The 23,591-nt window shown below is 67.0% G+C and carries 22 protein-coding genes; 8 read left to right on the top strand and 14 right to left on the bottom strand.

All coding sequences use genetic code 11. The annotated features are described in order from the left end of the window. Positions 1 to 21: 21 nt before the first annotated feature. The 7 genes from asd to BM436_RS11760 all read right to left on the bottom strand — a co-directional run bounded on the left by asd (position 22) and on the right by BM436_RS11760 (position 7,504). Positions 22 to 1,149: an aspartate-semialdehyde dehydrogenase gene (gene asd, locus BM436_RS11785; RefSeq protein ID WP_093555846.1), complete on the bottom strand. Its 1,128-nt coding sequence runs from the start codon at positions 1,147 to 1,149 to the stop codon at positions 22 to 24. Positions 1,150 to 1,233: 84 nt separating this feature from the next. After that, positions 1,234 to 2,304 (bottom strand): 3-isopropylmalate dehydrogenase, encoded by a 1,071-nt coding sequence (leuB, locus tag BM436_RS11780; protein ID WP_093555717.1) that lies wholly within the window; start codon positions 2,302 to 2,304, stop codon positions 1,234 to 1,236. Between the two features lie 8 nt (positions 2,305 to 2,312). After that, the gene (gene leuD / locus BM436_RS11775) at positions 2,313 to 2,960 is read right to left on the bottom strand and encodes a 3-isopropylmalate dehydratase small subunit (protein ID WP_093555845.1); all 648 of its coding nucleotides are present in this window, start codon (positions 2,958 to 2,960) and stop codon (positions 2,313 to 2,315) included. A gap of 47 nt (positions 2,961 to 3,007) precedes the next feature. Continuing rightward, positions 3,008 to 3,139: an entericidin A/B family lipoprotein gene (locus BM436_RS36140; RefSeq protein ID WP_143133088.1), complete on the bottom strand. Its 132-nt coding sequence runs from the start codon at positions 3,137 to 3,139 to the stop codon at positions 3,008 to 3,010. A 28-nt stretch (positions 3,140 to 3,167) separates the two neighbouring features. Next, the gene (gene leuC, locus BM436_RS11770; RefSeq protein WP_093555844.1) at positions 3,168 to 4,571 is read right to left on the bottom strand and encodes a 3-isopropylmalate dehydratase large subunit; all 1,404 of its coding nucleotides are present in this window, start codon (positions 4,569 to 4,571) and stop codon (positions 3,168 to 3,170) included. Between the two features lie 186 nt (positions 4,572 to 4,757). Then, on the bottom strand, positions 4,758 to 6,644 hold the full coding sequence (locus BM436_RS11765) for a chemotaxis protein CheA (protein ID WP_093555716.1): 1,887 nt from the start codon (positions 6,642 to 6,644) through the stop codon (positions 4,758 to 4,760). After that, entirely contained in the window at positions 6,644 to 7,504 is an 861-nt protein-coding gene (locus BM436_RS11760) for a protein phosphatase CheZ (RefSeq protein ID WP_093555715.1), read from the bottom strand. The genes BM436_RS11765 and BM436_RS11760 overlap by 1 nt, the downstream gene beginning before the upstream one ends. A 396-nt stretch (positions 7,505 to 7,900) precedes the next feature. On the opposite strand from BM436_RS11760, the gene BM436_RS11755 reads away from it, so the two are divergent. From BM436_RS11755 to BM436_RS11730, 6 genes are all read left to right on the top strand, one after another. Next, on the top strand, positions 7,901 to 8,368 hold the full coding sequence (locus BM436_RS11755; RefSeq protein WP_093555714.1) for a universal stress protein: 468 nt from the start codon (positions 7,901 to 7,903) through the stop codon (positions 8,366 to 8,368). A gap of 48 nt (positions 8,369 to 8,416) precedes the next feature. After that, positions 8,417 to 9,061 carry a response regulator gene (locus BM436_RS11750; RefSeq protein ID WP_093555713.1) on the top strand — a complete coding sequence of 215 codons (645 nt, stop codon included), beginning with the start codon at positions 8,417 to 8,419 and terminating at the stop codon, positions 9,059 to 9,061. A 274-nt stretch (positions 9,062 to 9,335) separates the two neighbouring features. Continuing rightward, positions 9,336 to 10,190: a Crp/Fnr family transcriptional regulator gene (locus tag BM436_RS11745; protein ID WP_229490153.1), complete on the top strand. Its 855-nt coding sequence runs from the start codon at positions 9,336 to 9,338 to the stop codon at positions 10,188 to 10,190. Between the two features lie 142 nt (positions 10,191 to 10,332). Continuing rightward, complete coding sequence (gene hemP, locus BM436_RS11740) at positions 10,333 to 10,530, top strand: hemin uptake protein HemP (RefSeq protein ID WP_143133086.1); 198 nt, start codon at positions 10,333 to 10,335, stop codon at positions 10,528 to 10,530. A gap of 98 nt (positions 10,531 to 10,628) precedes the next feature. Continuing rightward, positions 10,629 to 10,973: a hypothetical protein gene (locus BM436_RS11735; protein WP_093555711.1), complete on the top strand. Its 345-nt coding sequence runs from the start codon at positions 10,629 to 10,631 to the stop codon at positions 10,971 to 10,973. A 2-nt stretch (positions 10,974 to 10,975) separates the two neighbouring features. Beyond that, a complete protein-coding gene (locus tag BM436_RS11730; protein ID WP_371859633.1) occupies positions 10,976 to 12,343 on the top strand; it encodes a DUF2325 domain-containing protein in 1,368 nt (455 codons plus the stop codon). An 81-nt stretch (positions 12,344 to 12,424) separates the two neighbouring features. On the opposite strand, the gene BM436_RS11725 is transcribed toward BM436_RS11730, so the two are convergent. The 6 genes from BM436_RS11725 to BM436_RS11700 form a co-directional block, all read right to left on the bottom strand. Next, a complete protein-coding gene (locus tag BM436_RS11725; protein ID WP_093555710.1) occupies positions 12,425 to 15,178 on the bottom strand; it encodes a TonB-dependent receptor in 2,754 nt (917 codons plus the stop codon). 296 nt (positions 15,179 to 15,474) lie between these two features. Continuing rightward, on the bottom strand, positions 15,475 to 16,839 hold the full coding sequence (locus BM436_RS11720) for a sulfite reductase subunit alpha (protein WP_093555709.1): 1,365 nt from the start codon (positions 16,837 to 16,839) through the stop codon (positions 15,475 to 15,477). Next, the gene (locus BM436_RS11715; protein WP_093555708.1) at positions 16,836 to 17,885 is read right to left on the bottom strand and encodes an FAD:protein FMN transferase; all 1,050 of its coding nucleotides are present in this window, start codon (positions 17,883 to 17,885) and stop codon (positions 16,836 to 16,838) included. Before BM436_RS11715 ends, BM436_RS11720 begins: the two co-directional genes overlap by 4 nt. 20 nt (positions 17,886 to 17,905) lie before the next feature. Then, entirely contained in the window at positions 17,906 to 18,727 is an 822-nt protein-coding gene (locus BM436_RS11710) for a DUF4198 domain-containing protein (protein WP_093555707.1), read from the bottom strand. Between the two features lie 8 nt (positions 18,728 to 18,735). Then, positions 18,736 to 19,248, bottom strand: coding sequence for a DUF2271 domain-containing protein (locus tag BM436_RS11705; protein ID WP_093555706.1), 513 nt, complete (start codon positions 19,246 to 19,248; stop codon positions 18,736 to 18,738). Positions 19,249 to 19,260: 12 nt separating this feature from the next. Beyond that, positions 19,261 to 19,893, bottom strand: coding sequence for a PepSY-associated TM helix domain-containing protein (locus BM436_RS11700; RefSeq protein ID WP_093555705.1), 633 nt, complete (start codon positions 19,891 to 19,893; stop codon positions 19,261 to 19,263). A gap of 252 nt (positions 19,894 to 20,145) precedes the next feature. Here BM436_RS11700 and BM436_RS11695 point away from each other — a divergent pair, with 252 nt between their 5' ends. After that, positions 20,146 to 22,395, top strand: coding sequence for a catecholate siderophore receptor Fiu (locus BM436_RS11695; RefSeq protein WP_093555704.1), 2,250 nt, complete (start codon positions 20,146 to 20,148; stop codon positions 22,393 to 22,395). A 98-nt stretch (positions 22,396 to 22,493) separates the two neighbouring features. Beyond that, a complete protein-coding gene (locus BM436_RS11690; protein WP_093555703.1) occupies positions 22,494 to 22,994 on the top strand; it encodes a pyridoxamine 5'-phosphate oxidase family protein in 501 nt (166 codons plus the stop codon). 122 nt (positions 22,995 to 23,116) lie between these two features. On the opposite strand, the gene BM436_RS11685 is transcribed toward BM436_RS11690, so the two are convergent. Continuing rightward, positions 23,117 to 23,551, bottom strand: coding sequence for a KGG domain-containing protein (locus tag BM436_RS11685; protein ID WP_093555702.1), 435 nt, complete (start codon positions 23,549 to 23,551; stop codon positions 23,117 to 23,119). Positions 23,552 to 23,591 lie beyond the last annotated feature (40 nt).

Genomic DNA, 23,591 nt, shown 5'->3' with positions numbered 1-23,591 from the left:
CCCCCCGGTCGCGGTCGCGGTTTACTTATCCAGCACGATGCGCAGCATGCGGCGCAGCGGCTCGGCCGCGCCCCACAGCAGTTGGTCGCCCACGGTGAACGCGGAGATGTACTCGCCGCCCATGGACAGCTTGCGCACGCGGCCGACCGGGATCGTCAGGCTGCCGGTCACGGCCGCCGGCGTCAGGTCCTTGACCGACGCTTCGCGCGTGTTCGGCACGAACTTGACCCACTGGTTGTCGCTGGCGATGATGTCGTTGATCTCGTCCAGCGGCACGTCCTTGTTCAGCTTGATGGTCAGCGCCTGCGAGTGGCAGCGCATGGCGCCGATGCGCACGCACAGGCCGTCGACCGGAATCGCCTTGCTGCCGAAGTCCGGGCCCAGGCCCAGGATCTTGTTGGTCTCGGCGCCGCCCTTCCACTCTTCCTTGGATTGGCCGTTGCCCAGATCCTTGTCGATCCACGGGATCAGGTTGCCGGCCAGCGGCACGCCGAACTGTTTGGTCTCGTCGGCCGACAGGCCGTGCTGGGTGGCCAGCACCTGGCGGTCGATCTCCAGGATGGCGGCGGCCGGATTGTCGAGCAGCGCCTTGACGGAGCTGTTGATGGTGCCGAACTGGGTCAGCAGTTCGCGCATGTGCTGCGCGCCGCCGCCGGAGGCCGCCTGGTAGGTCATGGAGGTCATCCAGTCCACCAGATTGTGCTTGAACAGGCCGCCCAGGCCCATCAGCATGCACGACACGGTGCAGTTGCCGCCCACGAAGTTCTTGACGCCCTTGGCCATGGCGTCCTTGATCACGTTCAGGTTGACCGGATCGAGCACGATGACGGCGTCCTTTTCCATGCGCAGGGTCGACGCGGCGTCGATCCAGTAGCCGTTCCAGCCGGCCGCGCGCAGTTGCGGGAAGACCGCCGAGGTGTAGTCGCCGCCCTGGCAGGAGATGATGATCTCGCAGCGCTTCAGTTCGTCGATATTGTTGGCGTCCTTCAGGGTGGTCTCGTTCTTCGCCATCGACGGCGCGGCGCCGCCCGTGTTCGAGGTGGTGAAGAACACCGGCTCGATGTGGGCGAAATCGCCCTCTTCCTGCATGCGCTGCATCAGGACCGAACCGACCATGCCGCGCCAACCTACCAGACCTACGAGTTTCATTTTCATTTCCTTGTTAGTTTTCTATGCGCGCGGCAGGATTGCCACGCGCAAAACCGGACGGCCTTGCGAGCCGTCCCATGGCACTTATGCCAGCGCCTTGACCACCGCGTTGCCCATCTCCTCGGTGCCCACTTTCGTGGTGCCTTCCTCGTGGATGTCGACGGTGCGCAGGCCCTGCGCCAGCACAGATTTGACGGCGTTCTCGATGCGGTCGGCCTGTTCGGCGCGGCCCAGCGAGAAACGCAGCATCATGGCCGCGGACAAGATCGTTGCCAGCGGATTGGCGATACCCTTGCCGGCGATGTCGGGCGCCGACCCGTGCGAGGGCTCGTACAGGCCCTTGTTGTTGGCGTCCAGCGAGGCGGACGGCAGCATGCCGATCGAGCCGGTCAGCATGGCGGCGGCGTCGGACAGGATGTCGCCGAACATGTTGCCGGTCACGATGACGTCGAACTTCTTGGGCGCGCGCACCAGCTGCATGGCGGCGTTGTCGACGTACATGTGCTCCAGCGCGACGTCCGGGTAGTCCTTGGAGACGTCGATCACGATGTCCTTCCAGAACTGGAACGTTTCCAGCACGTTGGCCTTGTCCACGCTGGTCAGGCGCTTGTCGCGCTTTTGCGCGGCCTGGAACGCCACGTGGGCGATGCGGCGGATCTCGCCCTCGGCGTAGCGCATGGTGTCGAAGCCCTCGCGCTGGCCCTTGAAGGGGCCGTCCGGGCATTCGCGCACGCCGCGCGGCTGGCCGAAGTAGATGTCGCCGGTCAGTTCGCGGATGATCAGGATGTCCAGGCCGGACACCACCTCGGGCTTCAGCGTCGAGGCGCCTGCCAGCTCGGGGTAGAGGATGGCCGGACGCAGGTTGGCGAACAGGCCGAGGTTCTTGCGCAGGCCCAGGATGGCCTGCTCGGGGCGCAGCGCGCGCTCCAGGTTGTCGTACTGGTAGTCGCCGACGGCGCCGAACAGCACCGCGTCGGCCGCCTTGGCCAGCGCCAGCGTGCCCTCGGGCAGAGGATGGCCGTGCGCGGCGTAGCCGGCGCCGCCGACCGGCGCGCTTTCCAGTTCGAACTTCTCGTCCAGCGCGTTCAGGACCTTGACGGCCTGGGCGACGATTTCCGGACCGATGCCGTCGCCCGGGAGGATTGCAATTTTCATGATGTGTATTAGATGACGTTGGCCAGCCAGGGCTGGGTTGCCAGATGACGCTCTTCGAAGGCGCGGATCGAGTCTGCGTGGCGCAGCGTCAGGCCGATATCGTCAAGTCCGTTCATCAGGCAGTATTTGCGGAAGGCGTCGATCTCGAAGGGGTAGGAGACGCTGCCGTTGCTGGTGGATATGCGCTGCTGGTCCAGGTCGACCACCAGGCGGTAACCGGGGAAGGCCTTGACTTCGTTGAACAGATGATCGATCTGTTGCTCGCTCAGGACGATGGGCAGCAGCCCGCTCTTGTAGCAGTTATTGAAAAAGATGTCGGCGAAGCTGGGCGCGACGACGGCGCGGAAGCCGTACTGGTCCAGCGCCCACGGCGCGTGCTCGCGCGAGGAGCCGCAGCCGAAGTTCTTGCGCGCCAGCAGGATGGAGGCGCCCTGGTAGCGCGGCTGGTTCAGCACGAAGTCCGGGTTCAGCGGACGCTTGCTGTTGTCCATGCCGGGTTCGCCGTGGTCCAGGTAGCGCCACTCGTCGAACAGGTTGGGGCCGAAACCGGTGCGGTGGATGGATTTCAGGAACTGCTTGGGAATGATGGCGTCGGTATCGACGTTGGCGCGATCCAGCGGCGCCACCAGGCCTTCATAGATGGTAAATTTTTCCATGATCTTCTTCATTGCGCCGGCGGCCATGTTCCGCCGCCGGCAAGCTGTTATTTGCCGCCAGCGCTCGTGACGACCTGCCCGACTTTTTGCACGTCCTTGCCGATGCCGGAAATGGTGTTGCAGCCGGACAGGGCGACGGCGGCGAAGGTGGCGATGATCAGAGCGGTGATGGTTTTCATGATGATGTGTCTATTTGTTAAGGATGGTTCAGCGCATCGCGCGCACGTCGACGAAGTGGCCGGCGATGCCCGCCGCCGCCGCCATCGCGGGCGACACCAGGTGGGTGCGTCCGCCCTGGCCCTGGCGGCCTTCGAAATTGCGGTTCGAGGTCGAGGCGCAGCGCTCGCCCGGTTCCAGGCGGTCGGCGTTCATGGCCAGGCACATGGAGCAGCCAGGCTCGCGCCATTCGAAGCCGGCGGCCTTGAAGATGGTGTCCAGGCCTTCGCGCTCGGCCTGTTCCTTGACCAGGCCGGAGCCCGGCACCACCAGCGCCAGCTTGACGTTGGAGGCGCGCTGCTTGCCGCGCACCACGGCGGCGGCGGCGCGCAAGTCCTCGATGCGCGAGTTGGTGCAGGAGCCGATGAAGACCTTGTCGATGCGGATGTCCTCGATGGCGGTGTTCGGGTTCAGGCCCATGTAGACCAGCGCCTTTTCCATCGCGTCGCGCTTGACCGGATCCTTTTCCTGCTCGGGGTCGGGGATGCGGGCGTCGATCGCCACCACCTGCTCGGGCGAGGTGCCCCAGGTGACCTGCGGCTTGATCTCGGCCGCGTCCAGGGTCACCACCAGGTCGAATTTGGCGCCGGCGTCGGTGTGCAGGGTGCGCCAGTAGTCGACCGCGCGGTCCCAGTGCGGACCGGCCGGCGAGAACGGGCGGCCCTTGACGTAGTTGATGGTGGTGTCGTCCACGCCGACCATGCCGGCGCGCGCGCCGGCCTCGATCGCCATGTTGCAGACCGTCATGCGGCCCTCCATCGACAGCGCGCGGATGGCGGAACCGCCGAACTCCATCGCGTAGCCGGTGCCGCCGGCGGTGCCGATCCGGCCGATGATGGCCAGCACGATGTCCTTGGCGGTCACGCCGGGCGGCAGCTCGCCGTCGACCTGCACCAGCATGGATTTCGATTTCTTCTGCAGCAGCGTCTGGGTGGCCAGCACGTGCTCCACTTCCGAGGTGCCGATGCCGTGCGCCAGCGCGCCGAAGGCGCCGTGGGTGGAGGTGTGCGAGTCGCCGCAGACCACCGTCATGCCCGGCAAGGTAGCGCCCTGCTCCGGCCCGATCACGTGCACGATGCCCTGGCGCTTGTCGTTCATGTTGAAGTAGGTCATGCCGACCGACTTGGTGTTCTTGTCCAGCGTCTCGACCTGCAGGCGGGACACGGGGTCCTCGATGCCGTGCGAGCGGTCGGTGGTGGGCACGTTGTGGTCCGCCACGGCCAGGTTGGCCGAGATGCGCCAGGGCGCGCGGCCGGCGGCGCGCAGGCCGTCGAAGGCCTGCGGACTGGTCACCTCGTGCACCAGGTGGCGGTCGATATAGAGGATGGCGGTGCCGTCGTCTTCCGTGCGCACCACGTGGGATTCCCACAGTTTGTCGTAAAGCGTCTTCATGATTGCTGCTACTGCCCGTAAAAAATGCGATCTTCGATTATGCCATAGTTTGCCCAATGCAAATCCAAGCCCGTCTCTCCGCCTCGTGGGCCGATGCGGCTGGGGTTAGCATGACTGTATGACGCCCTTTTCAATAAAAAAGCCTGCGGATCTCGCAGGCTTTTGTGTTTTTTGCCGCGGCCGCGAACTTCAAGCCGCCATGCGTACACTACTCCTGCAGCCGTCCATCAGGAACGATAGGCCCACCACCAGCACCAGTTCGCCCTCGGCGGAACGCGCGGTGCCGGTGATGCCCTCGACCGAAATCGCGGTCATCGGCTTGATCACCAGGTCGGCCGTGCCGTCCACCGCCTCGACCGCCAGTATATAAGGTTGCGGCGCGTTGACCACGATGCCCACCCGTTCGGACGCCGGCGCGTAGCCCAGCGCGCCGGCCAGCGTGCGCACCGGCAGCGGCCGGCCCTGGTCCTTCAGCACCGGCGCGCCGCCCACCTCCATGAACTCCTCCGGCAGCTCGACCACGCGCTGCACCACGGCCATCGGCAGCGCCAGCAGCGCGCCCGAGGTCGAGACCAGCATGGTCGGCACGATCGACAGCTCGATCGGCAGGCGGATGGCGAACTTGGTGCCCTTGCCCAGCGCCGATTCGATGTGGATGGCGCCGCGGTTCTTCTCGACGGCGGTCTTCACCACGTCCATGCCGACGCCGCGGCCGGACACGCTGGAGGCGACCTCCTTGGTCGAAAAGCCCGGCAGGAACACCAGCTGGTACGATTCGTCGTCCGTCATGTTAGCAGACGGGCTGATCAAGCCCTTCTCGGCCGCTTTTTTGCGCAGGCCGACCGGGTCCATGCCCTTGCCGTCGTCCTGCAGCACGATCATGACGCTGTTGGCCTCCTGCCACGCCTTCAGCGAGATGTAGGCCTTGGCCGGCTTGCCGGCGGCCACGCGCACGTCCGGCGATTCGACGCCGTGGTCCAGCGCGTTGCGCAGCATGTGCACCAGCGGGTCGTACAGGCTGTCCACCACCACGCGGTCGACCTCGGTCTCGGCGCCCTCGATGGTCAGTTCGACCTCCTTGCCCAGGTCCTTGGCCAGCTCGCGCACCAGGCGCGGGAACTTCTGGAACAGGCGGCCGACCGGCTGCATGCGGGTCGCCAAGGTGGCGCGCTGCAGTTCGCTCGAGTAGCGCGAGGCGCGTTCCAGCGTCTCGGTCAGGGCCGACATCAGCGACGCGGCCTGGCCCTCGAACTTGAACTGCTGCAGCCGTTCCAGCAGCACGGCGGCCTGGTTGGCGGCCTGCACCGACTCGCCCGCCACTTCCAGCAGCGCGTCCAGCTTGACGGCGTCGATGCGGATCGATTCCTCCTTGGCCGGCGCGGCGTGCGGCTTTTCCTCGCGTTCCGGACGGGCGCGCGGCGCGGCGGGCGCGGCGGCCGGGGCCGCCTCGGCTGTCGCCTCGGCCGGGGCCGGCGCGGCGGCGGCCACCACCGGGGCGGCGACCGGCGCGGCGACGGGCGCCGCGCCGCGGGTGTACGTGCCTTCGGGCACCACGGAGATGTACATGCCTTCCCAGTCCAGCCCATCGGCGGACGGGGCCGCCGCCGGGGCCGGGGCGGCCGCGACCGGCGCGGGCGCGGCGGTGGGGGCGGCGGTCGGCGCGGGCGCGGCCGGCTTGGCCGGGGCCTTGTCCTTGCCCTCGATGGCGTCCTTCAGGATCGCCTCGAGGTCGGCAGGCATGGCCGGCAGGTCCTCCGGCGTGCCGCCGTTGTTCAGTTCGGTGAGCTGGTCGGCCACGAAGCCGGACGCCTGCAGCGCCGCCTCGATCGCGATCGGCGTCACCGGCGCGGCGCCGGTGCGCAGCGCGTCGAACAGGTTTTCCGTCAAGTGGCAGGCCGAGACCAGCGCGCCCAGGCTCATGAAGCCGGCGCCGCCCTTGATGGTGTGGAAGGCGCGGAACACCGCGTTCAGCGTTTCCTTGTTTTCCGGATCGCGTTCGAGGCGCAGCAGGTTTTCTTCAACGTTGACCGCCAAGTCCATCGCCTCGACGACGAACTCCTTGAGCATATCGTCCATTAGAATCCCAGATCGGCAAGAAGGTCATCGACACTGTCCTGGTTCAGCGCCACCGCCGGTGCGGATGGGCCGGACATCAGCGACACCTCTTTTTGCGCGATCTTCTCGCGCACCTCGGTCGGCGCGTTGTCGCGCAGCAGCTGCGCCAGTTCGGCCTCGACGGTTTTGGTGATGACCACCACCTTCTTGATCAGCTGGCCGGTGATGTCCTGGAAGTCCTGCGCCATCATGATTTCCAGCAGGCGGGCCTTTTCCGCCTCGGTCGCCTCGGAGACGGCGGCGGCGAAGGCGCGCGAGTCGCCGGCCAGCACCTTGAACTGGTCGATGCTGAGCTTGCCGGCGAACAGCGCGGCCCAGCGGTCCTCCATTTCCTTGGATTTCTTCGACAGCACGTCCTGCGCCGGCATGCCGTCGTCCAGCGTGTTGAGCACCTTGTTGGCGGCCTGCTCGGTCAGCGAGGCGACGTATTCGAGGCGGTCCTGGGCGTCGCCGATCTGGGCCGAGGCCTCGGTCAGCGCCTTGTCGTAGCCCAGTTCGCGCAGCGAATCGTGCAGCAGGCGCACGATGCCGCCCAGGCGTTCGAACATGGGGTTGCCGGAACCGTCGCCGCCGTCGGCGGGCTCGGCCGGGGGGGCTGCGGGCGCGGCGGCGGCGGGCGCGGCGACCGGCGCGGCAGCGGCCGGCGCATGCGCCGGCCCCGCCGACGCGGCGGAGACCTGGTCGAACAAGCTTTCTAAGTCATCTTCGGCTGAAGCCGCTGGTGCGGCCGGAGCAGGGGCCGGGACCGGTGCAGGATCTGTAGCGCGTTGCGCGGATACTTCATCAAATAGTGCATCGAAATCATCAGCGGCGTTGGTCATTCCTGCTTCTCCATAATTTGTAAAATTGCTGCTTCGACTTGCTGTTCGCCCAAGCTCATGCATTTGATGACGCCCGGCAATATCAAACCGCTTCCGCGAGTTTAGCAGGGGGCCGGTCCCTTGTTCAATCACCGCCACCTGAAAGCCGCTTGCCTTCCCCCGTGGCGGGGGCAAAACCAAGTTTACTGTTGTATTTGGAGATACTAACATCGCTACGCCCGGGAAGGCACGCCCCGTCGCGACAATTTCCGATGCTTCCGTGCAAAAAAATGTCCCTGACACAGCATTTTTTATGCCCAGGCAAGCAAGTTATTGATGGATATCAAGTATTAACTTCGCAACCATGTTCCAATCCGAGGCTACAATGAAGTATCTACGCCAGCAAAGGAGCGGGGTATGTACCGGAAAATCCTGATTACTACCGACGGTTCCGCCGTATCGAATATGACCGCCTGCGCCGGCGTGAAGTTCGCGCAGCAGATGGGCGCCGAGGTGCTGGCCCTGTTCGTGGCGCCGGAATACCAGTATCCGATCTACGTGGAAATCATCCCGCCGAGCTATCCCAGCGAGGAGGAATACCGCGCCGCCATGCAGCGCGCCGGCGCCGACCACGTGCGTCCCATCCTGGAGTCGTGCGAGCGCAAGGGCGTGCCCTGCTCCGGCATGACCGCGTTCGCCGAAAGCACGGCGCAGAAGATCGTCGACGTCGCCGGGCAGCATGGCTGCGACCTGATCTTCATGGGCTCGCACGGCCGCAGCGGCTGGGGCCAGCTGCTGCTGGGCAGCGTCACGAACAAGGTGCTGTCGCATTCGAAGCTGCCGGTGCTGGTGCACCGCTTGCTGAAAGAGCCCCTGCCCGATTGACCCTCCGGCGGCCCGACGGCCGCCGCCACACTTAAAGCAACACGATATATGATCAGAATAGTCATCGCTGACGACCACACCATCATGCGCGAGGGGTTGAAACGCATCCTCGACGGCGCGCCAGACATCGACATCGTAGGGGAAGCCATCGACGGCTTCGAAGTATTGAACCGGGTCCGGCAGGGCGATTTCGACCTGCTGCTGCTGGACCTGTCCATGCCGGGCCGCAGCGGCGTCGAACTGATACGGCAGATCAAGAGCGAGGCGCCCAAGCTGGCCATCCTGATCCTCACCATGCACGAGGAGGAACAGTACGCGGTGCGCGCCATCCGCGCCGGCGCGCAGGGCTACCTGACCAAGGAAAGCGCGGGCACCCAGCTGGTGGGCGCGATCCGCCGCGTGGCCGCCGGCCGCCCCTACATCAGCACCGAGGTGGCCGAGCAGCTGGCCCTGAACATCATGATGCCGAACGAGGCCCTGCTGCACAAGCAGCTGTCGGACCGCGAATTCGAGGTGTTCTCCCTGCTGGTGGGCGGCAAGTCCATCACCGACATCGCCAACAGCCTGCACCTGAGCGTCAAGACCGTCAGCACCCATAAAACCCGCATCATGCAGAAAATGGGCATGCATTCGCTGTCCGAAATGGTTCAATACGCGGTGGCCCACCGCCTGTTGGCCCCCTTCAAGGCCTGACCCTCCGCCGCGCCGCGCCGCGGCGTCCGCCCTCCTTCCCGTCCCTCCCGCGTTCGGCGCCCTCCCGGTAGGAATATTCCTACAAGAGTGCGCCGGCTCCTACGGTCATATTCAGCGCCTGCTGATATTCACGCCTACCCCTAGTTGGCATACTGAAACCATACCAAGAAGTTGCCGAACAGTCATTACGGCGTTTAACCGATCGGTCCCCCGATGGAACAGCCAACAGGAGAACAGCATGCAGTCCACTCACATAGCAGACTTTCGCCCCGGCATGGCGGCCGCCCAGCCGACCGGCCATGAAGCAGGACGCCAGCGCCAAGGCCGGCTTTGGTCGAACCTGAAGGAGGTTTGCGACCTGCTGCACATCCCTTCGTTCAACATCGCGCAGACCGATGAACTGCTGTTCCAGCACGTGCAGTTCAAGACCGGCCAGCGCATCCACACCATCGGCCAGCCCTTCGACATGCTGTACGTGGTCAACTCCGGTTTCCTCAAGACGGTGCTGATCGACGAGTTCGGCAACGAGCAGGTGCTGAGCTTCCCGATGAAGGGCGACATGATGGGCGTGGACGGCATCCACACCCGCCACTACGCGTCCGAGGCGGTGGCCCTGTCCGATTGCGACCTGATCCTGCTGCCCTTCCGCAAGCTGGCCTCGCTGGGCCGCACCCACGTCGAGCTGGAGAACATGATGTACGGCGTGATGAGCCGTGAACTGGTGCGCGAGCAGGCGATGATCGGCATGCTGGGCGCGCTCAGCGCCGAGGCGCGCGTGGCCCGCTTCCTGGTGTCGCTGGCCGACCGCTTCGCGCAAATGGGCTACTCGAGCAAGCTGTTCAACCTGCGCATGACGCGCCACGAGATCGGCAGCTACCTGGGCCTGACGCTGGAAACGGTGAGCCGCACGCTGTCGGCCTTCAACGAGGTCGGCCTGATCAGCGTGGACCAGCGCACCATCGGCATCAAGGACCCGGACGCGCTGAAGAATTTGCGCCGCCTGCCGCCTTCGCGCGCCCGCGGCCGCCAGAACGGCGCCGCCGCCCGCGCCCGCGCCGCGGAGGCCGCCGAAACCGCGGCGGCGGCCCCGGCGCCGCACACGGCGCCGCCCCTGCTGGCCGCCGTCTGACGCGGCACAGAGTACCTCCCAAAGCAGCACCCAGTTGGCCCGCCCCGCGCGGGCCTTTTTTATGCGCAGATTTCCCTTGCTTTTCTGATAGCGATGCTCAATAATACAAATGAGAATCATTATCATTAAACGGAGCGCATAGATGCACACTGAAAAAAACCCCGCCATCGCCGGCATGCCCGCGGCGCCGTCGCGCGCCGCCGCCACGCCCGCCCCCGCCGTCCGCCGCCTGACCAGCGCCGGCCTGATGCAGGACCAGCGCGAGGTGGAAATCGAACACGGCAACAAGATCTACCGCCTGCGCATCACCCAGCTCGGCAAACTGATACTGACCGCCTGAGCCGGCGAACCGTGCTTCCGGCGCCCCGCGCGCCCCTTCCCCCAGCCAGCCAGCCGCGCCGCGGTCGCCAGCCACCCACACCTTCCGAGGAGTGCCCGATGGCCATCACCGACCGTACCGATCCTATCTTCCTGACCACCGAACAGGGCGGGCAGCGCCCAGAGCTGATGCTGTCGGCCGTGCTGCACTTGATGTCGCACTACACCGCCAGCACCGGCGAGAACGGCGCCTGCGTCAAGCTGGCGTCCGTCATCGAGCGCCACCTGAAGGCGCTGGCCAGCCTGCCCGACCTGGCGCCGGTGCTGAGCGCCACCTGCTCCCAACTGTCCGAACAGTGGGCCGTCGTGGTCGAACGCGCCATGCCTGAACCGGAAAGGGACGGCTTCCTCAGCCGCCTGATGAGCCGCGGGCGCGCCCCGCAGCAGCCGGCCTGGGGTGATTGAGCATGTGCGATAAACATCCGGCCATCGCGGCCGACACCAGCGGCGCGGGCGGCGCGGCCGCCGCCGCCGTCGCGGCGGCCATGCGCCGCGCGCCCGCCACGCGGACCGCCGCGCCATCCGCGCAGGGGACGGCCCACACCTCGCGCCGGCGACGCCTATGGGAGCTGGCGCACGCCTGCCATTGCCCGCTGGTCGGCGTGTGCATGCCGCTGGCCGCGCTGCGCAAGCTGGTGGGCAAAGTCACCGGCGGCACCGTCGTCGCCGACGACTACGAGGTGCACGTGGGCGTGGTCACCGAATGCGGCGCCCGCAACCGCCTGTCGGAGGCGCTGCAGAAGGAACTGGAGCGGCGCTACGCGCCGGTGCTGCTGCGCTTCCGCGCGGCCAGGGACGCCGCGCAGGTGGCCGAGCAGTGGCGCGCGGCGGTCGCCAACGGCGACGTGGCCGGCGCGTTCTGGGCCGGCCTCACGCACCCGCGCTGCACGCCGGAGCTGGAGGAGCGGATGTGCCGCGACCTGCACATGATCCAGCACCAGGCCGGCGCCTGCGTGCGCGCCGACCTGACGCGCCACCAGGCCGTGCTGGAGGACAACGCGCGCATGGCGCGCGAGCTGGCGCGGCTGCAGCAGCGCGGCGCCGCCATGCAGCTGGAGCGCAACGCCGAGCAGGACGGCCACGCCAGCCAGCTGATGCAACTGCGCGCCCAAGTCGTCGGCCGCGACAGCATGATCGACTCCCTGCGCCAGGACCTGGAGCAATTGCGCGCCGCCATCCCCGGCCTGGAAACGCGCGACCGGCTGGCGCAACGCCTGCAACAAATGGACGAGCGCGAACGGACGCTGCGGCTGCAGGTGCAGGACTTGCGGCAGGAACTGGCGCGCTCACGGCAACTGGCGGCCGCCGCCGCCTCGTGCAATCCGGGCGCTCCGGGCGCCCCGGCCGACACGGGGCCCGGTGCCGCGCAGCCTTCAGCCCTGCCGGCCGGCGGCGACCAGGCCGGCCACGGCGGCGAGGCCGCGCCGCGCCGCCCCGTCACCGGGCAGGTGGTGCGCATGCCCGTGCGCCTGGCCGACCGCAGCGTGCTGTGCGTGGGCGGACGCAGCGGCAACGTGGCCACCTACCGCGCGCTGCTGGAACGGGTGGGCGCCCAGTTCAGCCACCACGACGGCGGCCTGGAGGACAACGCCAACAAGCTCGAGGCCAGCCTGGCCGCCGCCGACCTGGTGATCTGCCAGACCGGCTGCATCAGCCACAGCGCCTACTGGCGCGTGAAGGACTACTGCAAGCGCACCGGCAAGCGCTGCGTCTTCATCGACAACCCCAGCATCTCCAGCCTGGCGCGCGGCCTGGAGCAGGCCGACCTGGCCTGACCACGGTCCGCAAAGTAAAAAACCCCGCCGGCTCGCGCCCGCGGGGTTTTTGTTCATGCCGGAAACTCGGCCGAACTTCGATTAGAAGTTGTACGAACCGGTCATGTAGAAGGTGCGGCCCATCGGATCGGCGTAACGCGGGTCGAAACCAACCTGGTGGCCGGACGAGGCGCGCAGCGAGAACGGCGGGTTGCGGTCGGCGATGTTCTTCACGCCGGCGCGCAGCTGGGCGGCCTTGGTCACCTGCCACTTACCCTGCCAGTCGAACGTCAGGTACGAAGGCACTTCCAGGCGGAAGGTCTCGTTCAGGCCGGTGGCGGTGTTGCGGCTGGTCGCCTCCGCGTCGGTGTAGCCGTTGCGGTACTGCGCGGTCAGCGTGTTGCTGAAGGCGCCGGTGTCCAGCGTGGTGGCCAGGCGCACGATGTGGCGGAACGTGACTTCGTCGGTGATGCCGAAGATGTTCATGTTCGTGGTCCAGTCGTTGCTGGTGCCCGGACGGGTGTAGTCCGACTTGAGCATGTAGGTGCCGTTCAGGGTCGACGTCAGGTTGCCGAAGCTGAAGCGGTGGCGATAGGTGGTTTCCCAGTCGATACCCTGCTTGTGGGTCTGGCCGATGTTGACCGACAGCGTCTTCTTCGCCCAGTAGGTGTTGCCGGTCGAAGGTTCGGTGTAGGTCGTGAACAGGTCGCGGAACTTGACCGGATCGGCGAAGATCTGGGCTTCGCTCACGCTCGACACGGCGTCACGCAGTTTCAGGTTCCACAGGTCGGCCTGGATCGAGAACGACGGGGTCGGCTCGATGCGGAAACCCAGCGAGTACTGCTTCGATTTTTCCGGCGCCAGGTTTTCGTTGCCGCCCGAGATCACGTTGTACTGGGTCTTGCCGATACGGCAGAAGTTCGAGTTTTCGCGTTCCAGGTTGGCCGGGCAGTTCCACGAGCTGGCGGTGAAGCCGGCGTTGACCAGCGGCTGGCCGATGTCCAGCATCGACGGCGCCTTGAAGCCCGTGCCGTAGGAGGCGCGGAACAGCATCGACTGGGTCGGCTGCCAGCGCGCCGACACCTTGTAGGTCGACGACGATTCCTTCTTGCCCATTTCGCGGTTCGCCAGCGCGTTCTTGACGGCCTCGAAGGTGTCGTAACGGCCGGCGGCGGTCAGCTCCAGGCCCTTGACGACGGGGGCCATGAACTCGGCGAACGCGCCATAGTTGTCGCGCTCCAGGTCGTAGGCGGGCGACTGGTTGAAGTTGTAGATGCCCAGCGACTCGGCGCTCGGCGTCTGCACGTAGTGGTAGTTGCGGTAGTCGCCGCCCAGCGCGATCTGCGCCTTGCCGCCCGGCAGGCTGAACAGCTCGCGCGAACCGCGCGCGTCGATGCTCTTCAGCGTGGTCGACGCCTCGCGGATCGAACCCTTGAAGATCGAGTTGGCGATCAGGGCCTTGGTCGCGTCCGACTGGGCGCCGATCGGCGCGAACGGATCGAACTGGTTCTTGGCCAGCATGTCGCGGAACTCGGCGTTCTTGGCGTAGCCGCCGGTGTAGCGCTCTTCGATCTCGTTGCGCGACCAGGTCAGGCCGGTGCCGAAACTCCACGCGCCGATATCGCCCTCGGCGCCCAGCACCAGGTTGGACGAATCGGTGATGGTCTGGCTGTCGCGGGTGCCCCAGTCGTAGGTGCGGTAGTTGCCCGACACGGTGCGGATGGCGGCGTCCTGCGCGGTGGTCAGGTAGGGCTTGACGTACTTGTTGTACTGGTCGCTGCCCTTGGTGATGGTGAACGGCGCGGTGTTCGGCGCGATGCGCGCGGTCAGGTCCAGGCGCGAGAACGCGACTTCGGCGAACAGGTTGATGTCGTTGGTCGCCTTGAAGGTGCCCTTGGAGAAGAAGCTGTCGCGCTTGCTTTCCGGCACGATCTCGATGGTCGACACGAAGTCGAACGCGCAGTTCTGCGTGGTCGCCGTGTTGGCCAGGCTGATGAAGTTCAGGGTCGGGCAGGTGCCGTTCTGCTTCAGGTACGGGCTGAAGCCGACCGGGGCCAGGCCGCCGTTGAAGGCGACGGACACGTTGGCCGGCACGGCGGCGGTGCTGGTGCGGTCGTACACATACTTGGTGCCGTTGCGCGTGAACGGAACATAGGCGGTCTTGGCGAATTCGCGGTCGGTCGCCTTCAGCTGCTTCTGCTCGTCGTGACGGAAGCTGGCCAGGATGTTGAAGCGGTCCTCTTCCAGATTGCCGAAGCCGTAGGTCAGGTTGACATTGTGCTTCTGGCCGGCGCCGCTTTCGCCGGGCTGGCTGTAGGTCGCGTCGACGGAGCCGCCTTGCAGGTTTTTCTTCAGGATGAAGTTGATCACGCCGGCGATGGCGTCCGAACCGTACAGGGCCGAGGCGCCGTCGGTCAGGATCTCGACGCGCTCAATCGCGCTCATCGGGATGGCGTTCAGATTGATCGTGGCGCCCGAGCCTTGCGGCGCGATGCGGCGGCCGTTCAGCAGCACCAGGGTGTAGCTTTCGCCGATGTCGTGGATGTTGGCGGAAACGCGGCCGCCCGAGTTGGTGCCGGCGGCGATCGCCTCGATGGTGAAGCCTTGCATCGCGGGCAGCGCCTGGATCAGGTCGGCCACGGTGGTGGCGCCGGACTTGGCGATCGCTTCTTGCGACAGGCGCTGCACCGGCAGGGCGCCCTCGACGTTGATGCGCTTGATGGCGGAGCCGGTGATCTCAACCTTTTGGATTGCTTGTTCTTGCGCGGCCGCGTGGCCCGCGAACATCGCCGTACCGGTCAGAACCGCGAGGGCCAGACGCACGGATCGCGTGCCGATCTTCTCTTGCAAAATCATTCATTACTCCCTGTAATGTGGGGTTACAAAACACATGAGCAAGGTGAATGCATGCGGGAACGCGAGTGCGAAAAATTAACAGCCATTGCTCATCGAGCAAGGATTATGTGACAGCTTTGTGAAAGAAGGGGGATGTTTTTCAGCAATTCAGTTACAAGAATGGCATAAAAATGCGATAAATGTATATTATTTCGAAAAAACCGTATCAAATTGAATTTTGTATCGAAAAACCACAGCAGAACCGTTCTTATCTGTGGCGGTTTTACCACATCGTTTGATGTGGATCATAAACCGGCTCAATAAACGTCGCGCCGGTAGCGGTTTTCGGCGATAAGCCGGTCCAGATAGGCGCGGCCCAGGATGCCCTCCAGCGCCCGGTCCACGCCCGCCGCCATGCCGTCCAGGCTGCCGCACACGTAAATGGCCGCGCCATCGTCCAGCCAGGCCCGCAGCGCGTCGGCGCGGGGCGGCAGCAGGTCCTGCACGTAGCGCGCCGCGCCGCCGTCGCGCGACCATGCCAGGTCCAGCCCGGCCAGCATGCCGCCGCCGCGCAGCGCGTCCCACTCGGCCGCGTAATGATAGTCGTGCGCGGCGTTGCGCTCGCCGAACAGCAGCCAGTTGCGCCCCTGGCCCGCCAGCGCCCGCGCGCGCAGGTGGCCGCGCAGGCCGGCGATGCCGCTGCCGTTGCCGATCAGGATCAGCGGCCGGCCGGCGTTGGCCTCCAGCCGGAAGCGCCGGTGCTGCCGCAGCCGCAGCCGCACCGTGGCGCCGACGGCCGCCTCGCGGCACAGCCAGCCGGACGCCAGCCCGGCGCCGCCGTCGGCGCGCAGGTGCAGCCGCACCAGCAGGGCCACGCGGCCGTCCGCCGGGATCGAGGCCACCGAGTATTCGCGCGGCCGCGACGGGTCGCCCGGCGCGGCCACCTGGGCCAGGTCGCCCGATTGCCAGTCCGGCAAGGCGCCCTCCTCCGGTTCCAGTTCCAGGTGGAAGATGGGGGCGCCGGGGCTGCCCGGGTTGAGCTGGCGCCGCTCCGCCAGGCGCCAGGCGCCGAAGTCGGGCGCGCTCCAGTCCGGCGCGTCGCTGGTGCCGGCCAGGTGGCTCAGCTGCTGGCGCCACGCGGCGATGGCCGGCTCGGCGCCGCGGTCCACCTCGATGCGCTCGAACAGGCTGCTGGCGCCCTGCTCCCGCAGCCACCCGTCCAGCGCGCGGCCGAAGCCGCAATACTGGCCGTAGGAACTGTCGCCCAGCGCCAGCACCGCGTAATGCAGCTTCGGCAGCGGCAGCGCGCGCGTCATCAGCCGGCTGCAGAAGGTGGCGGCGGCGTCCGGCGCGTCGCCCTCGCCATAGGTGCTGACCAGGAACAGCACGCGCTCGGCCGCCTGCAGGTCCGCCCCGCTCAGCTCGGACAGTTCGCACAGCCGCGCGGGGATGCCGGCCAGGCGCAAGGTTTCCAGCGTCTGACCTGCCAGCGCCTCGGCGTTGCCGGTCTGGCTGGCGTGCGCCACGATCCAGCCCGGCGCGCGCGCGGCGGCCTCGCCGACCAGCCCGGCCGCCAGCCGCTTGCGGCGCAGCCGCAGCCAGGGCGCCAGGCACACCAGGCCGTAGCCGAGGAAGCAGGCGGCGGTCAACAACAGCCGGGTGGAATCATTGGTCAATATCATTGCTGCTCTTCATTCGGATCGTCGTCGTCCTCCAGCATGGCGCGCATGGCGCCGCTGAGGTGTTCCGTATAGCCGTGTTCGCCGCGCGCCAGGAAGCGCGCCGCCAGGCCCCGCCGCTCGGCCAGCGCCAGACCGTGCCGCGGCCCAAGCACGCCCAGCGCGGTGGACCACGCGTCCGCCGCCATGCAGTGGGGATGGACCACCGTGACGGAGGCCAGCTCGTTGGCGATCGGCATGGCGGTGCGGGGATCGATGGTGTGGGAGTAGCGCCGGCCGCCGTGCTCGAAATAGCGGCGGTAGTCGCCCGAGGTGGCGACGGCCAGGCCATGCAGCGCCAGCACGATCTCGCCGGGCGCGGACGACGCCAGCGTATCCCCGATGGGCCGCTCCAGCCCCACCCACCACGGCTGGCCGTCCGGTTTGACGCCGGCGCCGCGCAGCTCGCCGCCCACCTCCACCAGGTGGTGGCGGTGGCCCCGCGCCGCCAGCCAGTGCGCCAGCCGGTCCACGCCGTAGCCCTTGGCCACGGCGGACAGGTCCAGCCGCGCGCCGCCCGGCTGGAAGGCGCGGCGGCCATCCGTGTCCAGCACCACGTTCGAGGCCGCGCGTTGCGCCAGCAAGGCGCGCACGCGCGCCGCGTCGGGCGCGGTGAAGCCGGGCTGGTCGTGGCGATCCAGCGGGCCGAAACCCCAGGCGTCGACGATGGCGCCGGCGCAGGGATCGTAGGCGCCACCGGACAGGCGGCCCACCTCCATCGCGTAGGCCAGCACATCGTGGAAAGCCGGCGGCAGCGCGTGCCAGGTGCCGGCGGGCGCGCGGTTGAAGCGGCCCAGATGGGAATCCGGGTCCCAGTGGCTCATCTCGGCCACCACCGCGTCGAGCTGCGCCTGCAGGCCGGCGCGCAGCTCCTCCAGCCGGGCCGCGTCCAGCGTGGCGGCCAGCCGCACCGACCAGGAGGTGCCCATGGAGGCGCCGCGCAGCTCCTGGATGGCGCCGGCGGGCGCCGGGTCGTCGGAGAGCCGATGAGGCAGGAGTACCCGGCGCATGGCGGAAGCGGCGGCCGCGCTTACTGCGGCAGCACTTCCACCGTCGCCGCGTAGGTCACGCGGCGCGGCTGCATTTGCGGCGGCTGGCCCTGCACCTGCGGCGCCGGCGCCGGCCAGATGGTGGTCACCAGGTACATGCCCGGCTCCGGCAGCTCGAAACTGATCTCGCCCTTGGCGTCGGTGTTCTTGCGGATCTCGCCCAGCGTGCCGCGATAGCGCACGCCGCCCGGGATCAGGCTGAAGCCCAGGTTGGCGGCCGGCTTGCCGTCCAGCAGGAAGCGCCAGGTGGCCTTTTCGCCCGCGCGCAAGTCGTTCGGATGCGTCACCGGCACCAGCTCCAGGCCCACGCCGGTCGGCTTCAGGACCGCGTCGTCGGTCTTGTTGGCCGACACGAAGGTTTCCAGGCGGCTGTGGTTGCGGGTCAGCTTGACGTCCTCCGCGCCGGCCGGCACGTCCTTGGCCAGCGACTCCTCGGTGCCGCGGAAACGCTTGGTCTCGCCATTCAGCTTGTAGCTGCCGAACACGGTCTGCTGCACCAGCGCCACCTTGTAGGTGCCCGGCTTGGCCAGTTGCACGTCGAAAGTGCTGCGCAGGCGGCCGGTGGTGGCGTTTTGCAGCGGCACCTTGGCGCCGTCCGGGCCGTTGACGAAGAAGCCGTCCAGCTTGATGGGCTGGTGGTCGATCTCGAACAGGCCCTCGGAAATCGCGGCGTCGATGGTGACCCACGCGTCCTTGGCCTCCACCACGGTGGACGACGGCAGTATCCACGGTTTGTGGGCGTAGGCGTTCAGCGCCAGGCCGGCCAGGGCCAGCGCCAGCAGGGGTTTGCTTGGATTGTTCATGGCGAGCCTTATTTATAGTGTACGGTGACGTTGCCCAGTTCTTCCTTGCCCTTGGCGCTGGCCGTCTGCGCCGGCTTCATCGGCCAGGTCAGCGGCACTTTCACCAGCTCGCGGCCACCGGCCTCGCGCGCGGCCTCCACCACCAGCACGTACTGGCCGGCCGGCAACTTGTCCAGCGCCTCTTTCGCCACCGGGAAGGCCAGCGTGTGCTCGCCCGGCGCCCTGGTCGCGCCGCTGACGCCGTCCACCGGCATCGCCAGGTCGCGCCCGCTCTTGCGCCACCACTGGCGCATGTCCTTCAGCCACTTGGTGCCGGCGTTGTCCTTCTTCTTGACGTCGTACAGCACGGCCAGGTTGGTCACCACCTTCTGGTCCGCGTTCTCCAGCCACGCGGCGATGTAGGGACGGTGGTATTCGGCCACGTTCAGTTGTGGAACCTCGAACTTGAGCGCCAGGTCGGCGGCCATGGCGGAGGCGCTGGCGAGCGGCAGGCTGAGCGCGATGGAATAGCGTAATTTCATAAGGAGCCTTCTTTAATGTATGAACAGCAAAGCGATGACAAACGGGATCAGCACGCCCAGTCCCACCATGGGCCAGGTGAACGGCCGGTTGGCGGCGTGGAATTTCAGGATCAGCAGGCCGGTGACGCAGAACACCAGGCAGGCGCCGGCGAAGATGTCGATGAACCAGTTCCAGGCGGCGCCCGTGTTGCGGCCCTTGTGGACGTCGTTCAGCCACGAGATCCAGCCGCGGTCGGTGTTCTCGAACTCGGCCGCGCCGTCCTCCAGGCCGATGCGCACCCAGGCGTCGCCGCCGGCCTTGGGCAGCGGCAGGTAGACCTCGTCCACCGACCATTCGGCCGCGCGCCCGCCCGCCTTCAGCGACCAGGTGTCGCGCAGCCACAGCTCGGCCGCCGGCGGCAGCGGCGCCTTGTCGCCGTCGTGCGCCTCGGCGAACCTCCTCAGCTCGGCGGTCAGCGCGGCCGGCGCCGTGCCCTGCCGGCGCACCACGCTGGGCTTGGCCTCGATCTGCGAGGCGTGGTTCAGGGTGATGCCGGTGATGCTGAACAAAAACATGCCCAGCAGGCATAGCGCGGAACTGATCCAGTGCCACTGGTGCAGGTTCTTGAGCCAGACGGCGCGGCTGGCTTGGGGGGAGGCGCTCAATTGGTGATTTCCAGGGTGGTCGGGGTTGGTGGCTGGCGAACTCGAAGATGATAATGATTATCATTCTCGGAGTCAATGAACGATGGCGTATTGTTACATTTCGATATTTATATCCACTATATATTGCTGGAAGGTTACTGCCGCATTGCAAATAGGACTGAGAACGATTATCATTTGCAACAACATAATCACGCCAGCCAACCGGCACCGCCGCGGACCAGCCAGCCACCAACCACTGTCCTGGAGAGTTCCGTGTCCGTCATCCGTAGCCGCAAGCACCCGCTCAGCACCCAACCCCTGCTCAACCAATCCCTGTTCGCCCTGGCCGCCGTCGGCCTGCCGCTCGCCGCGCACGCGCAGGAAAAAACCCTGGGCGAGGTGAAAGTCAGCGCCGCCGCCGAGGCGTCGTACAAGGCCGAGAAGGCCTCCTCCCCCAAATTGACGCAGCCGCTGGTGGACACCACCCAGACCATCACCGTGATCCGCAAGGAAGTGCTGCAGGAACAGGCCGCCTCGTCGCTGGTGGAGGCGCTGCGCAACACGCCGGGCATCACCCTGCAGCTGGGCGAGAACGGCAACACCAGCGCCGGCGACACCTTCCAGATGCGCGGCTTCTCCGCCCAGTCCTCGATCTTCGTGGACGGCATCCGCGACCTGGGCGCCATCACGCGCGACATCTTCAACATCGAGCAGATCGAGGTGTCCAAGGGCCCGGCCGGCGCCGACATCGGCCGCGGCGCGACCGCCGGCTACATCAACCTGGCCTCGAAACTGCCGACCCGCGAGGACGCGCTGTCCGGCACCGCCGGCTACAACAGCGGCGAGACCGCGCGCGCCACCGCCGACCTGAACCGCCGCATCGGCGAGAACAGCGCCTTCCGCCTGAACGCCATGGTGGAGGACGGCGGCCAGATGGGCCGCAAGGTGATCGACAAGCGCCGCCACGGCATCGCGCCGTCGCTGGCCTTCGGCCTGGGCACCCCGACCCGCGTCTACCTGTACTCGCAGCACGTGCGCCAGGACGGCACGCCGGACGGCGGCGTGCCCGCCGTCGGCCTGCGGGGCTTCAACCAGACCGCCGGCAGCGGCCCCAACGCCGTGGGCGCGCCGCGCGTGGACCGCGAGAACTTCTACGGCTACGCCAGCGACTACGAGAAGACCGAGGCCGACATGGGCACCGTCAAGATCGAGCACGAGCTGGGCCCGAAAAGCACGCTGACCAACACCACACGGATCGGCAAGTCCAAGATCGACCGCATCCTGACCGGCGTCAACGCGATCACCGCCGTCGGCGCGCAGAACACCTGGACCGTGGCCCGCAGCCGCCAGAGCGTGCTGCAAGAGAACGACATCCTGGCCAACACCACCAACGTGGTCACCGAGTTCGCCACCGGCGGCGTCGGCCACACCGTCTCGGCCGGCCTGGAATTCCTGTCCGAGGAACAGTTCGCGCCCACCCGCGGCGGCCTGGGCACCGCCACCAACGCCAACCTGTACACCCCCGGCGGCAACGACGCGCTGACCGGCTACGCGCCCGTGCCGACCGGCGCCTACACCCGCGGCAAGTCCAACACCGCCGCCGTGTACGCCTTCGACACCGTCAAGCTCAACGAGCGGTGGCAGCTGAACGCCGGCGTGCGCGCCGAGCACTACAGCACCGAGACCAACTCGGCCACCGTGTCGACCACGGCGCCCACCACCGGCGCGCTGATCGCCAGCCGCCTGGCCAAGTCCGACAACCTGACCAGTTGGAAGGCCGGCGCGCTGTACAAGCCGGCTGAGAACGGCAGCGTCTACCTGTCCTACGCGACCTCGCAGACGCCGCCGGGCAGCGCCAACTTCTCGCTCAGCTCGGCCGCCAACAACCTGGCCTCGCCCAACGTGGACCCGCAAAAGACCACCAACATCGAGTTCGGCACCAAGTGGGACGTGATCGCCAAGCAGCTGGCGCTGACCGCCGCCGTCTACCGCACCGACAACAAGAACGAGCTGTTCCTGCAGGACGCCGTCACCAACACCTACAGCCAGACCGGCAAGCGCCGCGTCGAGGGCGTGGAACTGGGCGCCGTGGGCCAGCTGACCCGCAACTGGAGCATCATCGCCGGCATCGCCACCATGGACGCGTCCATCATCGAGGGCACCACCGGCGGCAGCGCGGCCGGCGTGGGCACCCGCTGGTCGCCCGACCTGACGGCGACGCTGTGGTCGACCTACAAGCTGAACGACGCCTTCACCTTCGGCGGCGGCGTGCGCTACACCTCCGAGCAGAAACGCGTGATCGACCCGACCGTGAGCCTGGCCACCCAGAACACGCCGGGCATCCCGGCCTACACGGTGGTGGACGCGGTGGCGAGCTACCGCGTCGCCAAGAACGTGACGCTGCAGCTGAACGTCTACAACCTGTTCGACAAGTTCTACGTCGGCACGCTGAACAACGGCGGCTCGCGCGCCGTGATCGGCACCGACCGCGCCGCCCAGTTGACCGCGAACTTCATGTATTAAAAGTTCAGGTACCGGACCATCTCCCCAGCGTACGTTGACGTACAGAGCGCCATGGCGGCCTGCCTTATCGTGGGACACCCCCATATCAGGAGAAAGCCATGGCTCTCTACAACAAGGAATTGCTGGCCAGCGTAGCCCACAAAATCAAGGGCGTGCGCTTCGGCATGTTCACCAGCATCGACGGCTCGGGCAGTTTGACGAGCCGTCCCCTCACCCAGCAGCAGCTCGACGACGAGGGCAACCTGTGGTTCTTCACCTCGGACCAGTCGCCCTTCGTGCGTGACCTGCTGAACAATTCCGCCGTCAACGTCAGCTTCGCCGACGTCGACGCCAGCCTGTACGTCTCCATCACCGGCCGCGCCGAACTGCTGCGCGACCGCGCCAAGGCCGAGGAGCTGTGGGACCCGATGGTGAAAGCCTGGTTCCCCGGCGGCCTCGACGATCCGCATCTCGTGCTCATCAGGGTCAAGATCCAGCAGGCCGAATACTGGGACGTCCACTCCAGCAAGATGGTGCAGTTCCTGAAGATGGCGGCCGCCGCCATCACCGGCGAGCCGCCCCGGGACATGGCCGAACACCAGACCATCAAGGTGCGGTAACGGCGGCGGAACGGTGACGTAAACGGCGAAGGCGGACACAGGGTCCGCCTTCCTTCACGCCTGGTGTAAGGCGGACCGTGGCGGTCCGCCGCGGCGGGCCGGCGCGGCCCGCCTATGCCCGCTTACTTCTTGTCGGAACCGCCCGAGCGGGAACCGCCCTGGCCGCCCTGGTTGCCGGAACCGCCCTGGCTGCCCTGGTTGCCCTGGCCGCCGCCGCTGCGCGACGACGAGCCGCTGGAGCTGCTCTGGCTGTTCTGGTCGTTCTTGTGGCTCATGCTGCCGGCCCGGCGGGCCTCTTCCGAAGTGAATTCGTGTGCCGTGCCTTTTTCGTGCGCAGCGCGGCCGCCCTCGGACGCTATTTCGCGCTGGCGGGCCGGATCCATGGATGCGAAACCACGATTGCTGGTGTCGCCGCTTTGCTTGCTACGGCCTTGGCTTGAGCTGCTCTGCGAGCTGCCCTGGCTACCGCTCTGCTTGCTGCCGCTGTCCTGCTTGACATCCTGTTTGCTGTCCTGTTTGCTGTCCTGATCCCTGCCGCCTTGATTGGATGAAGCCATGATAGTTCTCTCCTCTCTGTTGACAAAACTGCTTGGGTGA

Origin of the sequence: Pseudoduganella namucuonensis, assembly GCF_900116645.1 — a bacterium.
In the GTDB taxonomy this organism is placed as follows: domain Bacteria; phylum Pseudomonadota; class Gammaproteobacteria; order Burkholderiales; family Burkholderiaceae_D; genus Rugamonas; species Rugamonas namucuonensis.
This window is presented reverse-complemented; position numbering and strand designations above follow the sequence as displayed.